Below are 15,080 nucleotides of genomic sequence, written 5' to 3' on the forward strand. Positions count from 1 at the left end.
CCATGGCTTCGCCGCGATTCGTCCGGCCAGGCGGGCCGTCGCTGATCCCGGCGCTCGGCATCACGCAGGTCTTCGGCTACGGCACGCTGTTCTACGCCTTCACCGTGCTGGCGCCGCGCATCACCGCCGAGTTCGGCTGGGCGCCGGAATGGACCTTTGGCGGTTTCGCGATCGGCCTTCTGCTGGGCGGCGCGGTTGCTCCCGTCACCGGCAGCCTGATCGATCGCTACGGCACCCGGCTGGTGATGACGACCGGTTCCGGGCTGGCGGGGCTCTCGCTCTTCGCGCTGGCCGAGGCGCGCGGCATCGTCAGCTACACGCTCGCGATGGTCGCGCTCCAGGCGGTGACCACCGCGGTGTTCTATGACGCCGCCTTCGCAGCGCTGACGCAGGCGCGCGGCAGCCAGGCACGCCGCGCCATCAGCCAGCTTACCCTGATCGGCGGCTTCGCCTCGACCCTGTTCTGGCCGCTGACATCGAGCCTGCTCGCCTTCCTCGACTGGCGCGGTGTCTATCGGCTCTACGGCCTTTCGCAGATTCTGGTCTGCCTGCCCCTGCATCTCGTCTTCCTGCCCGGCCGGGTGAAGCGCCCGATCACCGCCGAGGCCGGCGCTGCGGCTCCTTCCGCCGCACAGGAGCCGGAGACGGCCTATCTCACCGGCGATACCCGCCGCCGCGCCTTCCTGCTGCTGGCGCTGGCCCTGTCGCTGCAGGGCTTCGTGGTTTCGGCCATGGCCGTGCATATGCTGGCGCTGCTGCAGGGCTTTGGCCTCAGCGCTGCCATTGCGGTCGGCATCGGCGCGATGCTCGGGCCTTCTCAGGTCGCCGGGCGCCTGACCGAGATGCTGTTCGGGCGCGGCGTCGCGCCGGTCACCACCGCCTGGGTCTCGGCCTGGCTGATGCCGTTCGGCCTCGTCCTGCTCCTGGTTGGCGGTGCGTTGCCGGCCGTCGCCGGGCTCTTCGCCATCGCCTTCGGCATCAGCATGGGCCTGAGCTCGATCGTGCGCGGCACCGTCCCGCTCCAGCTTTTCGGCCCGGTCGGCTTCGGCGCGACCATGGGCAAGCTCGCGGCGCCCGGCCTCGTCATCAAGGCGGCGGCGCCGCTCGTCTTCGCTATCGCGCTGGAACGTGGCGGCGTCATGCTCTCGACGCTGCTGCTGATCGCCTTCTCGGCTTTCGCCGCCGGCGCGCTCATGCTGCTGGCACGCGGGCGCTCGGCCTGAATTTCAGGCTCGCACCGTCCGCCACCAATGGCGCACCGCGTCGCGCGTCCGCATCGCCAGGTCATAGGCGGCGGTGGCCCGGACCCAGCCGAGCACGTTGTCGCGCACGCGCACGATCTGGCCCATGACCCAGGCGAACCAGCGATAGCTCATCAGCTTCTCGCGGCCGGCATGATAGATGCGCTCGACGAAGACGAAGCTCATCAGATGCGCGAAGGCCGTCACGATGAGTCCGGCCCAGAACTGCCCGCGCGCGAACAGCAGCAGGCCGAACAGCTTCAACGGCTCGGCGATGGCGAAGGGGATCGCCAAAGCCAGCAACACGAGCGGCGGCGGTAGCGCGGCGACGCTCTCCTCCAGCCGGCGCATGATGCGCAACTCCGCGAGCCGGCGCAGCAGGGGCCGGTAGAGCGGCCGCAGGAATTCGTCGAGGATGACGAAGACGGTGATGACGGCGCGCAGGGCCGCGAGCAACCCGCGTATCAGCGGGCCGCGTTCCGGTGCAGGCGAGGGCTGGAGATCGTCTGGCATCGCAATCCGATTCATAGATCGCGATTTGCGGCAATTCCATGCCGCCCCGCCAGCGTCTAGAGCACGCGCCGATGAGACTGCACCGCAGTCTGATCGGATCCGGCTCTAGCGGCGCGCGTCTTCCTTCAGCATCGCCACGCCCTTCTCGGCGATCATCATCGTCGGGTTGGCGGTGTTGCCGGAGGTGATCGTCGGCATCACCGAGGCGTCGATGACGCGCAGGCCCTCGACGCCGCGCACCTTGAGCCGCCCGTCGAGAACCGCGCCCGGATCGTCGTCGCTGCCCATCCGGGCCGTTCCGACGGGGTGGAAGATCGTGGTGCCGAGCTTCGCGGCGGCGTCCAGCAGGGCCTCGTCGGACTGGGCGGCATCGCCCGGCATGTGCTCTTCCGGGCGGAAGCGGGCGAGCGGTGCTTGGCGCACGATCCGGCGCGTCAGCTTCATCGCGTCGATCGCGACCTGCCGATCCTCCTCCGTATCGAAATAGTTCGGCGCGATGACGGGAGTGTCGCGCGGATCGGCCGAGCGCAGATGGATGCTGCCGCGGCTGGTCGGCCTGAGATTGCAGACGCTCGCGGTGAAGGCGTCGAACGGATGCAGGCCCGAGCCCCAGCTGTCGAGCGAGAGCGGCTGGAAATGGTATTGCAGGTTCGCCGTCGCGTATTGCGGCGAGGATTTGGCGAAGGCGCCGACCTGCGAGGGCGCCATCGTCAGCGGGCCGGTGCGGAGCGCCGCCCATTCCAGTGCCATCAGCGGCCGGCGCCAGAGCTTGGCATAGTCGCTGTTCAGCGTCTTGACGCCATGGACCTTGTAGACCGGCCGGATCTGGAGATGGTCCTGCAGGTTCTCGCCGACACCGGGCGCATCGACCAGCGTCTCGATGCCGAAGCCCTGCAGGCGCGCGCCGCTGCCGATGCCGGAGCGTTCGAGCAGGAGCGGCGAGGCGACGGCGCCGGCCGAAAGCACGACCTCCCCGTTGATCTCGACCTTCAGCCTTTCCTCGCTCGCCGTGCCCAGGCCATGCGTGAACTCGACGGCTTTCGCTCGGCCGTTCTCGAACAGGATGCGCTCGACATGGACGCCCGTCTCCAGCCGGAGATTGTCGCGGTTATGCCGTTCCAGCATCGGTTTCAGGAAGGCGCGATAGGCGCTGAGGCGCCGCCCACGCCGCTGGTTCACCTGGAAATAGGAGGAGCCTTCATTGTCGCCGGTGTTGAAGTCCGGGATCTTGGCGATGCCCGCAGCTTCCGCGGCGTCGCGGATCGCGTCGAGGATCGCCCAGCGCACGCGCGGATGCTCGACGCGCCACTCCCCGCCTGCCTTGTGCAGCCCGCCCGGTGGCGGCGCCATATGGTCCTCGTGCCGGAGGAAGTAGGGCAGGACATCGTCCCAGCCCCAGCCGGTGAGGCCGCGCTGGCGCCAGCCGTCGTAATCGGCGGCCTGGCCGCGCATATAGACCATGGCATTGATGGCGGATGAGCCGCCGACGACCTTGCCGCGCGGATAGGCCAGCGCCCGCCCGCCGAGCCCGGCCTGCGGCTCCGTCTGGAACAGCCAGTCGGCGCGGGGATTGCCGATGGCGAAGAGATAGCCGACGGGGATGTGGAACCAGACCCAGTCATCCATGCCGCCGGCTTCGAGGACCAGAACCCGGCTCTTCGGATTGGCCGCCAGCCGGTTGGCGACGACACAGCCGGCCGAGCCCGCCCCGATCACGACATAGTCGAACGAGCCGATCAGGCGGCGGTCGGTGGATTGGAGATCGGTCATGGCGCTCCCCGGCAGGTGGCGGATGGCGATCCGCTTCGTGTCGTACCTGTGGGATAAGCGCAGCCGGGGCGGGCGACAATGCCACTAAATTCCAAACCCGTCCGGGCGTTTCGGCGAACCTCCCGTCCGGGCCCCGCCTCCTCATGCTCCCATGGCTTGGTCCGACGTCCCGGCCGAGAGGGCCGCGATCCGATCGAGTTCGTCCTGTCGAGCGGGTCTTTGCGCCCACCAGCGTTGTTGGTGAAGCTGCAGGCGCGGCACATGCGCGAATGAGCGCAGAAGGCTCCCGGCCGTGCTGCCATAGCGGCCTTCTCCCCGTGCGGCATTGGCCTTCTCGAGTTCGAGATAGGCCTGAAGCCGTTTCCAGGCTGCTGGTGGGAGAGGCCGTGCCGAGGTCGGGCCGAAGGCCGCAGCGATCGCCTCACTGGCCTTCGTCACGGTCTGCCATCCGGCGGGAGGGGAGCGGGTGACGACCGCCGCGGTCTGCGGCGCGACCAGCAGGCGCCCGCCCGCAAGCCCGAGCCGGATGCCCCATTCGAGGTCCTCCAGTCGCCGCAGGGAGGTGTTCAAAGGCCCCACGAGGTCCCAGGTCTTGCGGGAGAACAGGGCGGTGGAGCCCGGGAAATACCAGCAGCCGGACGCCAGCGTCGCAAGGTCGGTCGCCCCCACGGGATCGGCGAGGATCGCGCTGTCGGGCGGCGACCAGCGCCAGACGCCGGCAGCGCACAGGAACGGGACGGCGCTGTCCTGCGCACGGAAAAACGCGAGCCGCTGCGCCAGCGTATCCGGCAGGAAGAAATCGTCCGAGTCCAGGAAGGCGATGATCTCGCTTCTGGCCGCCTCGACCCCGGCATTGCGGGCGCCCGCGGCGCCGCGATTCTCGGACAGGCGCAGGATGCGGACCTGCCCGCCGGACAGGAGCGGGTCGGCCAGGCTCACCGGTGTCGGGGAGGCATCGTCGACGACGATGATCTCGGCCCGGACGCCGCTTTGCCGCAGCGCCGAGCGGACGGCCCTGGCCGTCTGCTCGGGGCGCTGGTAGCTGGGGATGACGACGGAAACGTCAGGCGTCAAAACCTCGTCCATGATCAGTCCAGACCCTAAGCCTTGACGATGTGCTCGCCGGTCAGGCCGGCCCTGGCGCAGGCATTGCGCGTGTCGATGACGAGGCGGGCAGCAGTGGCGAGGGCCTTGTAGTCGACCGCATCGTGGTCCGTGGCGATCAGCACGGCATCATAGCCGGCCACGGTCTCTGCCGACAGGTTCACCGAGGCTCGGCCGGTCAGGCCGGCATGCTGGCGGGTTGGCGAGATCACCGGCACATGCGGATCGTGATAATCGGCCTTGGCGCCGCGCTCCTCGAGCAGTTCGATCAGGCGCAGCGAGGGGCTCTCGCGCATGTCGTCGATGTTCTTCTTGTAGGCGATGCCCATCACCAGCACCTTCGCCTGGCTCAGGCCGCGGCCCTGCTGGCGGTCGAGCGCCTCGGCGATGCGGTCGACCACCCAATGCGGCATGGCCGTGTTGATCTGCCCGGCCAGCTCGATGAAGCGGGTGGTGACGTCGAACTCGCGCGCCTTCCAGGTCAGGTAGAACGGGTCGATCGGGATGCAGTGGCCGCCGAGACCGGGGCCTGGATAGAACGGCATGAAGCCGAAGGGCTTGGTCTTGGCGGCGTCGATCACCTCCCAGACATCGATGCCCATCTTGCCGTAGATCACCTTGAGCTCGTTCACGAGCGCGATGTTGACGGCGCGGAAGATGTTCTCGGTCAGCTTGACGGCCTCGGCCGTGGCCGAGGAGGAGACCGGCACGGTCTTGACCACGAGCGCGCCATAGACCGCGTTCGCCAGCTCCAATGCGTCCGCGCCGTCGCCGCCGACGACCTTGGGGATGGTCGAGGTGCCGAAATCGGGATTGCCGGGGTCTTCGCGTTCCGGCGAGAAGGCGAGGAAGAAATCGACACCGCTCTTCAGCCCGGTCGCCTCGAAGATCGGTCGCAGGATCTCGTCGGTCGTGCCCGGCCAGGTCGTCGATTCCAGCACGATGAGATGGCCCTTGCGCAGGCGCGGCGCGATGGTGCGGGCCGTGCTCTCGACATAGGAGAGGTCTGGCTCGCGGTGCTTGGTCAGCGGCGTCGGCACGGCGATGATGATCGCGTCGACATCGCGCAGCTCGTCGAAATCGGCCGTGGCGCGGAAGCGTTCTTCCCGGATCGCCGTGGCGATGGCCTCGAACGGGATATGCTTGATGAAGCTCTCGCCGCGATTGATCTGGGCGACGCGCTTGGCATCGATGTCGAAGCCGATGACGGGAAAGCCGGCCTTGCAGGCGGTCAGCGCCAGCGGGATGCCGACATAGCCGAGGCCGATGATGCCGACGCGGTATTGCTTCGCGGCGATGCGCGCCAGCTGCTCGGCAAGGATGGGGCTGGTGGCGGGGCGAGGGGACGCCGGAGAGGACATGAGCGGCTTTCCGCCGGAGGGGCGCATGGGGCGCGGAAGCTATGTGACGGGAGGCTTTGCCGCCCGGCCAAAACGATGTCAACCTGCGCTGCGGCTCGCGAACAAGGGCGAAACGGCATCCGGTCGATGTTGCCATCAGGTTGCGACGTATTCCACGGACGCGGGGCGAGCGGCGGCTTCATGCGAGCTTGTGGCGGCGGCCGGGTTTCCCGCTCGAACACGCGGTTCGCACGAGACAACTTGCTGCCCGGCGCCGGGATGAGCGATAAGCTGCGCCGGCGGGCTTTCGCCTGCTGACGGGGTTTCCATGACGTTCCGCAACATCCACGCTCACGGTCTGGTCCGCATCGCCTGCGCCGCGCCGCGGCTCAAGGTCGCCGATCCCGCTTTCAATCTGGCCGAGACCATCGCCATGCTGCGGCGCGCGGAGGAGGGCGGCGCCTCGCTCTGCCTGTTCCCGGAACTCGGCATCAGCGCCTATGCGATCGATGACCTGCTGCAGCAGAACGCCTTGCTCGATGCGGTGAACGATGCGCTGGCCCTGCTCGTCCAGGAAAGCCGCAGCCTGCGCTGCGTCGCGGTGGTCGGTGCGCCCTTGCGCGTCGAGGGGCGGCTGTTCAATTGCGCCGTTGCGATCCATCGCGGGCGCATTCTGGCCGCCGTCCCGAAGACCTATCTGCCGAACTACCGCGAGTTCTATGAGCGCCGTCAGTTCGCCTCGGGCGAGCGGGCCAGCGCCCTCTACATCGACCTCTGCGGGCAGGAGGTGCCGTTCGGCACCGACATCCTGCTGACGGCGAGCGATATCCCGGATTTCGTCGTCCATATGGAGATCTGCGAGGACGTCTGGACGCCGATCCCGCCGTCCTCCTATGCCGCGCTGGCCGGGGCGACGCTATTGCTCAACCTCTCCGCCTCCAACGTCACCATCGGCAAGTCGGACTGGCGCCATGCGCTCTGCAAGGCGCATTCCGGCCGCTGCATCGCGGCCTACGCCTATTCCGCCGCAGGCACGGGCGAATCGACCACCGATCTCGCCTGGGACGGGCAGGCGATGATCTACGAGAACGGCGCGCTTCTGGTCGAGGCGGAGCGCTTCGCCGCCGAGCCGCAGCTCATCCTCGCCGATATCGATCTCGAACGGCTGGCGATGGACCGCATCCGCCAGAACACCTTCGGCGACAGCGCCGATCTCAACCGCGACCGGCTCGGTTTCCGTCGCATCGCCTTCGCGGTCGAGCCGGACCGCGAGAGCGATCTCGGCCTTGCCCGCGAGGTCGAGCGCTTCCCGTTCGTGCCGAACGACGACGCGAGGCTGAACGAGCTCTGCTTCGAGGCCTACAACATCCAGTCGCATGGCCTGCGCAAGCGGCTGGAGAGCACGCGGCTCGACAAGGTCGTGATCGGCGTCTCCGGCGGCCTCGATTCGACGCAGGCGCTGATCGTTGCGGCCCATACCTTCGATGCGCTGGGCCTGCCGCGCGAGAACATCCTCGCCTATACGCTGCCGGCCTTCGCGACGAGCAAGGACACCAAGGACAATGCCTGGCGGCTGATGCGCGCGCTCGGCGTCAGCGCCGAGGAGATCGACATGACGCCGGCCTGCCGGCAGATGCTCGTCGATATCGGCCATCCCTTTGCCAGGGGCGAGCCCGTCTACGACATCACCTTCGAGAACGTGCAGGCCGGCGCGCGCACCTCCGTGCTCTTCCGCCTCGCGAACCGGCACAATGCCCTGGTGATGGGCACCGGCGACCTCTCGGAGCTGGCGCTCGGCTGGTGCACCTATGGCGTCGGCGATCACATGTCGCATTACAACGTCAACGGCTCGGTGCCGAAGACATTGATCCAGCACCTGATCCGCTGGGTTGCCCAGTCCGGTCGCTTCGGCGCGGAAGCTTCGGACGTGATGCTCGACATCCTCGCGACCGAGATCTCGCCCGAGCTGGTGCCGGGCGACGGCGACAAGCCCGCGCAGAAGACCGAGGATTTCGTCGGCCCCTATGCGCTGCAGGATTTCAATCTGTTCTACACCACGCGCTACGGCTTCCGCCCGAGCAAGATCGCCTTCCTCTCCGAGCATGCCTGGCGCGATGCCGGGGCAGGGGACTGGCCGCCGAACATGGAGGCGGGCAAACGCGTCGCCTATGATCTGCCGGTGATCAAGCGCTGGCTCGGCGTCTTCATCCGCCGTTTCTTCGAAACCAGCCAGTTCAAGCGTTCGGCCGTGCCGAACGGCCCGAAGGTCTCCTCGGGCGGCTCGCTCTCGCCGCGCGGCGACTGGCGCGCGCCGAGCGATGCCTCGGCGGCGCCGTGGCTGAAGGACTGGGAGCGGATTCCGGACTGAGGGAAGAAGCCTGGGTCGTCGGGTCAGCTGTCGGCCATAGTGGACCTCAAACCCGGCCCCTTCCTTCGTCGAGTTGACTTGCCGGGAGGTCGCCCCACAATCGCATCGAGCAAAGATGCTGGGGGGCTTCCATGCTTAAGACCGCGATCGCCGCGCTATTTGTCATGACCGCAACGTCTGCTGTCGCGCAGCCCTATCCGCGACCGGTCGAGCGCGGGGCGCATTGCAGATGCGCCCAGATGCTGTTCGGGATTCGGTCCGTCAACGGATATTGCCATTGGAGCGACCGTCTCTCCGACGAAATCAACGCCTGCGCAGCGCGGCAAAGGCGCGTCGAGCGGGTGGAGCGGCAAGAGCGGGTGGCGCGAAACCCGGCCCAGGCGAATGGGGCCGGCAGCGTTTCCTATCGCGTCGGCCTGGGCCTAGCGGCGCAACGCGGCATCTACGGCGCCAGCGGTGGCTGCTTCGCCCGGGTCTTCGAAGCGTCCGCTTCTCAGCAGCGTTCTCCCGATCATCGCATTCGATACGGCATCAGCGGCCGGGACATGCCGGCCTTTTCCCGTGAGCTGCAGCGGCGCTGCGGAATTCTGTTTTCGCAGCAGCACGAAAGCTCGAAGGCTGCAGTCTGAACGGCACTGAACACCCCATATCGACCACTCCAGCAGCCCAACAAAAAACCCGCGGCGCGAGCCGCGGGTTGATTGTTTCGAGGGTAAGCAGGCTCAGGCTGCGATCGCGGCCGGGTCCTTCTTCTCCCATTCCTCGCCCCAGATCATCACGGCATGGCCCGGCGAGACCTCGCGATACTGGCGCACCGGCGGCACGTAATCGGCCGGGCGGACGGGGCTCTTGATCTCGTCGTTCGAGACCGGGCGCTTCTGCAGGCGCCGGGCCGGATCGGCGATCGGCACCGCCGCGAGCAGGCGCTTGGTGTAGGGGTGCTGCGGGTTCTGGAAGATCGCCTCGCGCGGGCCGATCTCGACGATCTCGCCGAGATACATCACCGCGACGCGATGGCTGACGCGCTCCACCACCGCCATGTCGTGCGAGATGAAGAGATAGCCCAGCCCCATGCGGGCCTGCAGGTCGAGCATCAGGTTGACCACCTGCGCCTTCACCGAGACGTCGAGCGCGGAGACCGCCTCGTCCGCCACGATCAGGCGCGGCTCGACCGCAAGCGCACGCGCGATGCAGATGCGCTGGCGCTGGCCGCCCGAGAACTCGTGCGGGAAGCGGTTGGCCATCTCAGGCTGCAGGCCGACGCGCTTCAAGAGATCGGCGACCTTGTCGCGCGCTTCGTTGCGCGTGGCGAGGTTGTTGATCAGCAGCGGCTCGGCGACGGCCGTGCCCACGTTCATGCGCGGGTTCAGCGAGGCGAACGGATCCTGGAAGATCATCTGCATCCGCTTGCGCTGCTCGCGGAGCTCCGTCTGGCTGAGCTTCAGCACGTCGACGCCGTCGAGCAGCACCGAGCCCGAGAGCGGCTCGATCAGGCGCATCACCGAGCGGCCGGTCGTTGACTTGCCGCAGCCGGACTCGCCGACCAACGCCAGGGTCTCGCCGGCCTTCAGGCTGAACGAGACGTTCTCGACCGCGTGCACCCGGCCCTTGACCGAGGAGAGCAGGCCGCCGCGTATCTCGAAGCGGGTCGTCAGGCCGGCAACCTCGAGCACAGGACGCTCGGCCGCCTTGACGGTGTCCGGCACCTCGGTCGGCACGTCGGACTCGCCGGTATTGCGGTCGACGACCGGGAAGCGCATCGGGCGCCCCTTGCCGATCATCGAGCCGAGCCGCGGCACGGCCGAGATCAGCGCCTTGGTATAGGGCTTCTTCGGGCTGGCGAAGATGTCCTCGGTCGCGCCGGTCTCGACCTCGTCGCCATTGTACATCACGACCGTGCGGTCGGCGATTTCGGCGACGACGCCCATGTCGTGGGTGATGAAGAGGACGGACATGCCTTCCTCCTCCTGCAGCGTCTTGATCAGCTCCAGCGTCTGCGCCTGGATGGTCACGTCGAGCGCGGTGGTCGGCTCGTCGGCGATCAGGAGCTTCGGCTTGCAGGCCAGCGCCATCGCGATCATCACGCGCTGGCGCATGCCGCCCGAGAAGCGGTGCGGGTATTCGTGGAAGCGCGACTTCGCCGCTGGGATGCGGACCTTCTCCAGCAGGCGGACCGTCTCGGCCTCAGCCTCCGAGCGCGACAGGCCGCGATGCAGGATCAGGGCTTCCGCGATCTGGAAGCCGATGGTCAGCACCGGGTTGAGCGAGGTCATCGGCTCCTGGAAGATCATCGCGATCTCGTTGCCGCGGATATGGCGCATATCCGCATCCGGCAAGGTCAGGAGTTCCTTGCCGTTGAGCTTGATCGAGCCCTCGATCTTGCTCGAGCCGGGCGGGGTCAGGCGCATGATCGACAGCGCGGTCACGCTCTTGCCGGAGCCGGATTCGCCGACGACCGCGAGGGTCTCCTTCGGCTTGATATCGAACGAGATGTTGCGGACGACCGACTTCCACTGGCCTTCGACCCGGAAGGAGGTCGTGAGGTTCGAGACGGTCAGGATCGGTGAGGTCATGGCTAGTCCTTCCCTGGATTAGGGTCTGTACTCATGATGGGCGATGTTCTGATCGGGCCAAAACGGCCGAGAGCAAGGAGGAGCCTGCAGCCCGATGCCATGGGCATCGGGCAAAGGACCGACGCGGCTATCGGCCGTTTTCGCCCGCCCCCGCAGGGGCGCGGGCCTTTTGGGCGGCCGGTGCGTCGCGCGGCCTTGCAAACCGGACGGTTTGCTGCGGCCACGCTCCTGCCCGCCGACCAAAATGCCTCGCGTCAAAACAACGTCCATCATGAGGACAGACCCTAGATGACGCGACGCGGGTCGAGCGCATCGCGCAAGCCGTCGCCGATGAAGTTGATCGAAAGCACAGTCAGGAAGATCGCGGCGCCCGGGAACAGGGCCCAGTGCGGCGCGGTGTCGAGTTGGTCCTTGGCGTCGAACAGCAGGCGACCCCAGGTCGGGATGTCCGGCGGGAAGCCGAGGCCGAGGAAGGAGAGCGTCGATTCGGCGATGATCGCCGAGGACACCTCGATCGTCGAGGCGACGATGACGGGGCCCAGCGCGTTCGGCAGGATGTGCCGGAACATCTGGCGCATCTTGGTCGCGCCCTGGGCACGGGCGGCCTCGACGAACTCCTTCTCGCGCAGCGACAGGAACTGCGCGCGCACCAGGCGCGCCACCGGCATCCAGCGCAGGCCGCCGATGACGATGACGATCAGCACGAAGACGCCGCCCTCGACGCCGAAGACCGCCTTCAGCTGCTCGCGGAACAGGTAGATGATGAGCAGCAGCAGCGGCAGCTGCGGCAGCGACAGGAACAGGTCCGTCACCCACATCAGGATCGGGTCGGCATATTTGCGCGACATGCCCGCCAGCGCGCCGATGAGGACGCCGACGATCGTCGCCACCACCATCGCCGCGAGACCGACGGCGAGCGAGATGCGCCCGCCATACATCATGCGCGCCAGGATATCCTGGCCGAGGTCGTCGGTTCCCAGCGGATGCGACCAGGACGGGCCCTGGAGCTGCGCCGAGAAGTCGATGTCGTTGATCGCCACCGGCCACAGCCAGGGGCCGACGATGACGCCCAGCACCAGCAGGCCGAGCACGAAGGTGCTCGCCATGGCCAGGCGGTGACGGCGGAAGCGGCGCCAGGTCTCACGCCCGGGCGAGACCGAAACCTGGCTCACGGCAGCGCCCGCAGCCGGATCAGCTGAAGGAGATGCGAGGGTCGAGCCAGCCATAAAGAACATCCGCGATGAGGTTGAAGAGAACGACCAGGCACGAGAAGACGAACGTCACGGCCATGATCACCGGCGTGTCGTTGGCCAGGATCGCGTCGATCAGGAGCGATCCGATGCCGGGGACGCGAAAGATCTGCTCGGTGACGAGAGCGCCGCCGAACACGGCCGGCATCTGCAGCGCGACCAGCGTCACGACCGGGATCAGCGCGTTGCGCGTGATGTGGCGCAGCGTGACCCGCTTCTCGCTCAGGCCCTTGGCACGTGCCGTGGTGACGTAGTCGAGTCGGATGACGTCGAGCACGGCCGAGCGGACATAGCGCGTATAGGAGGCCGCCTGGAACAGGCCGAGCACGGTGATCGGCATGATCGCCTGCCGGAACATCTCCCAGTACCAGCGCCAGCCGGTGGCGGCGATGTCGGAGCGGTAGACGAAGGGGAACCAGTCCAGCGTGACCGAGAAGACCAGGATGAAGAGCAGGCCGGTGAAGAAGGTCGGCAGGGAGAAGCCGACGAAGGCGAGCGTGTTGGCGATCTGGTCGAAGACCGAATAGGGCCGGGTCGCCGCGTAGATGCCGACCGGCAGTGCGACGCACAGCGCCAGGATCTGCGACGAGCCGACGACGAACAGCGTCGTGGGCAGGCGCTGCAGGATCAGGTCGTCGACATTGATGCGGCTGGCGAAGGAGAAGCCCCAGTCGCCCCGCGCCATGTTCGACAGCCAGCGCAGGTAGCGCACCATGACCGGATCGTTCAGGCCGAAGCTGGCGCGCAGTGCCTCGCGCACTTCAGGCGGCACGTTCGGATTGGTCGCCATTTCCGAGAACGGATCACCCGGCGCCAGGGCCAGGATCGTGAACAGGATCACGCTGATGCCGAGTAGACTTGGAATGGCGATCAATAACCGCCTGATGAGATATGTCGCCATGAAATAGTCTCTGTACGCACGGCCGGGCCGCGAACTGGAGTTGATGACGGCCGGCCCGCCCCTGTGGCTGAGGAAGCCGCGGGGGCGGGCCGGCACGTTTGTCTTCCGTCACCGTGGCGCGAGCCGCGGTGACGGACGATCGGGCTTAGCTACGATACCAGGCCGCGATGTTCCAGCTGTCGACGTCCCAGCCCGAGTGATCGTGCGAGAGGTTGTTCAGCGACGCCGCGACACGGGTGCGCGACAGGATCGGCAGGATGACGTTGGCCTCGCAGAAGACCTCGTTGACCTTGATCAGCAGCGCAGCGCGCTTGACCGGGTCGAGCTCCTTCTGAGCGGCCTTGTAGGCCTCGTCGGCAGCCGGGTCCGAGTAGCGCGAGACGTTGCGGCCCAGCCACTTGTTCTCCTTGTTGGCGATCTCCCAGGAGACGAACTGGTTGAGGAAGCGCTCCGGATCGGGCTGCGGCTGCGTGGTCGTGTACATCTCCATGTCGACATAGAGCTTGGTGTACGTGTCGGGATTGGCGACGTCCGACGAGAAGAACACCGAGGCCGTCACCGACTTCAGCTCAAGATCGATGCCGGCGCGCTGGGCGGCCTGCTTGATGATGGCCTGGGTCTTCTGGCGCGGAGCGTTGATCGAGGTCTGGTAGACGTATTTGAGCTTCTTGCCGTCCTTCTCGCGGATGCCGTCGGAGCCCTTCTTCCAGCCGGCGTCGTCAAGGATCTTGTTGGCCTTGTCGATGTTGAACTCGTACTTGAGCTTGGCCGACTTGAACTGCTTGGGCTCGTTCACGAAGCTCGCGGTCGCGGTGCCGCCACGGCCATAGATGAACTTCTGGATCGAGTCGCGGTCGATCAGCAGGTTGATTGCCTCGCGGACCTTGGGGTCCGACAGGGACGGGTGCTTGGTCTTGGTGCTGGAGCGCTCGCCGTCGACCTCGGTCCACGGATCGGTCGTGTTCAGGATGATGAACTCGATATCGCCCGAAGCCACGGCGCTGATCTTGCCGCGACCGCCGGTCTCCATGCGCTTCAGGACTTCGTCCTCGACCTGCAGGTTCCAGGCATAGTCGTATTCGCCGGTCTGCAGGACGGCGCGCGCCGCCGAGACCGCGTCACCACCGCCCTTGACCTCGATCGTGTCGAAATGCGGCTGGTTCTTGATGTGGTAGTCGGCGAAGCGCTCGCCGGTGAGGACGTCACCCGGCTTGAAGTCGACGAACTTGTAGGGGCCGGTGCCGACGGGCTTCAGGTTGTCCGGGGCTTCGCGGGACTTGGCGCCGACATAGTCGCCGAACCGGTGCTTCGGCAGGATCTGGCCGACGGTGCCGACGAAGGGGTCGGCCCAGAACGGCGTCGGCTGCTGGAAGATCACCTTGACGGTGTGGGCGTCGACCTTCTCGACCTTGATGTCCTTGTAGGAGCCGGTGGTGTAGGCGGCGGTCGCCGGGTCCTTGGCGTATTCCCAGGTGAAGACGACGTCGTCGGCGGTCAGCGGCTTGCCGTCATGCCACTTCACGTTCTGCTTCAGCTTCCAGGTGACGCTCAGGCCGTCGGCGGAGAGACCGCCATTGGCCTTGCTGGGAACCTCGGCCGCGAGGCAGGGGATGAGGTTGCCTTCCTTGTCCCAGCCGGCGAGCGGCTCGTAGAAGATACGCGACGCGATCTGGTCCTTGGTGCCCGAAGCGAAATGCGGGTTCAGCAGGGTCGGAGCCTGCCAGAGCAGGATCTTGAGCGGCCCGCCGCCGCCGGCCTTGGTCGGCTTGTATTGCAGCGTGGCATTCGCCATCGCGACATCGTTCCAGATCAGGATCTGGGTTGCCAGCGGCGCGGCAATGCCGACGGCCGCCATTCTCTGCATGAAGGAGCGACGCGACAGCGTGCCTTCCTTCACATCCGCGACAAGGCCGCGGATTTCCTGCTCAATCATCAAAGCCTCCACCTTAAAGCAAAATTGATCCCCGGCGCCTTCGCGCCGTGTTCTCGTTGATGGGCCCAGCAAGGCATGTGCCAACGA

11 protein-coding genes are annotated in these 15,080 nt (G+C 67.0%); 3 read left to right on the forward strand and 8 right to left on the reverse strand.

All coding sequences use genetic code 11. The features are described from left to right. The first annotated feature begins 2 nt into the window (after positions 1–2). Positions 3–1,223, forward strand: coding sequence for an MFS transporter (locus tag WFK61_RS20950; protein ID WP_336814010.1), 1,221 nt, complete (start codon positions 3–5; stop codon positions 1,221–1,223). 3 nt (positions 1,224–1,226) lie between these two features. Here the strand turns inward: WFK61_RS20950 and WFK61_RS20955 are convergent, their stop codons facing one another. From WFK61_RS20955 to WFK61_RS20970, 4 genes are all read right to left on the reverse strand, one after another. Beyond that, positions 1,227–1,754, reverse strand: a complete 528-nt coding sequence (locus tag WFK61_RS20955; protein ID WP_336814011.1) for a hypothetical protein — start codon at positions 1,752–1,754, stop codon at positions 1,227–1,229. 105 nt (positions 1,755–1,859) lie between these two features. Beyond that, a complete protein-coding gene (locus WFK61_RS20960; protein ID WP_336814012.1) occupies positions 1,860–3,524 on the reverse strand; it encodes a GMC family oxidoreductase in 1,665 nt (554 codons plus the stop codon). A gap of 141 nt (positions 3,525–3,665) precedes the next feature. Next, positions 3,666–4,610, reverse strand: coding sequence for a glycosyltransferase family 2 protein (locus WFK61_RS20965; RefSeq protein ID WP_336814013.1), 945 nt, complete (start codon positions 4,608–4,610; stop codon positions 3,666–3,668). Positions 4,611–4,624: 14 nt separating this feature from the next. After that, on the reverse strand, positions 4,625–5,989 hold the full coding sequence (locus tag WFK61_RS20970) for a nucleotide sugar dehydrogenase (RefSeq protein ID WP_336814014.1): 1,365 nt from the start codon (positions 5,987–5,989) through the stop codon (positions 4,625–4,627). 307 nt (positions 5,990–6,296) lie between these two features. On the opposite strand from WFK61_RS20970, the gene WFK61_RS20975 reads away from it, so the two are divergent. Further along, positions 6,297–8,336 (forward strand): NAD(+) synthase, encoded by a 2,040-nt coding sequence (locus tag WFK61_RS20975; RefSeq protein WP_336814015.1) that lies wholly within the window; start codon positions 6,297–6,299, stop codon positions 8,334–8,336. A gap of 131 nt (positions 8,337–8,467) precedes the next feature. Beyond that, complete coding sequence (locus WFK61_RS20980; protein WP_336814016.1) at positions 8,468–8,965, forward strand: hypothetical protein; 498 nt, start codon at positions 8,468–8,470, stop codon at positions 8,963–8,965. Between the two features lie 93 nt (positions 8,966–9,058). Here WFK61_RS20980 and WFK61_RS20985 read toward each other — a convergent pair whose 3' ends face one another. The 4 genes from WFK61_RS20985 to WFK61_RS21000 all read right to left on the reverse strand — a co-directional run bounded on the left by WFK61_RS20985 (position 9,059) and on the right by WFK61_RS21000 (position 14,993). After that, on the reverse strand, positions 9,059–10,909 hold the full coding sequence (locus WFK61_RS20985) for an ABC transporter ATP-binding protein (RefSeq protein ID WP_336814017.1): 1,851 nt from the start codon (positions 10,907–10,909) through the stop codon (positions 9,059–9,061). Between the two features lie 284 nt (positions 10,910–11,193). After that, positions 11,194–12,135, reverse strand: a complete 942-nt coding sequence (locus tag WFK61_RS20990; protein WP_336814018.1) for an ABC transporter permease — start codon at positions 12,133–12,135, stop codon at positions 11,194–11,196. Continuing rightward, positions 12,101–13,060, reverse strand: a complete 960-nt coding sequence (locus WFK61_RS20995; RefSeq protein WP_336814019.1) for an ABC transporter permease — start codon at positions 13,058–13,060, stop codon at positions 12,101–12,103. Before WFK61_RS20995 ends, WFK61_RS20990 begins: the two co-directional genes overlap by 35 nt. Before the next feature lie 145 nt (positions 13,061–13,205). Continuing rightward, on the reverse strand, positions 13,206–14,993 hold the full coding sequence (locus WFK61_RS21000; RefSeq protein ID WP_336814020.1) for a peptide ABC transporter substrate-binding protein: 1,788 nt from the start codon (positions 14,991–14,993) through the stop codon (positions 13,206–13,208). Between the last annotated feature and the right edge of the window lie 87 nt (positions 14,994–15,080).

This window comes from Allobosea sp. MMO-172 (genome assembly GCF_037147855.1).
In the GTDB taxonomy this organism is placed as follows: Bacteria; Pseudomonadota; Alphaproteobacteria; order Rhizobiales; family Beijerinckiaceae; genus Allobosea.